The organism is Pantoea sp. BL1 (assembly GCF_000963985.1).
Lineage (GTDB): Bacteria > Pseudomonadota > Gammaproteobacteria > Enterobacterales > Enterobacteriaceae > Pantoea > Pantoea rwandensis_B.
This window is the reverse complement of sequence record NZ_JZRH01000100.1, coordinates 1-203: the sequence shown is the minus strand read 5'-3', so window position 1 is coordinate 203 and position 203 is coordinate 1. Positions and strand designations below refer to the sequence as shown.

Sequence of the window (203 nt, the reverse complement as noted above, 5' to 3'; positions counted from 1 at the left end):
AGCCAGCTGCGCACCGGGTGGAGGCAGCCAGACTCGCCTGTGCCGTCCCACACGTACACGTAGTGCTCCGGGTCGCGCAGTGCCCAGGCCACCATTCCCTCCCACATCACTTTTGCCGCATTGGTCTGCGCGCTGTCGGTAATGATGATCGACCAGCGATGCAGAAAATGGCAGAAGAAACGGCGCGCCAGGCCGTGCACCGC

1 pseudogene is annotated in these 203 nt (G+C 64.0%); it reads right to left on the bottom strand.

From position 1 onward, the window contains the following. Positions 1–203 (bottom strand): annotated as a pseudogene (locus VH86_RS25990) (hypothetical protein); the annotation flags it as partial.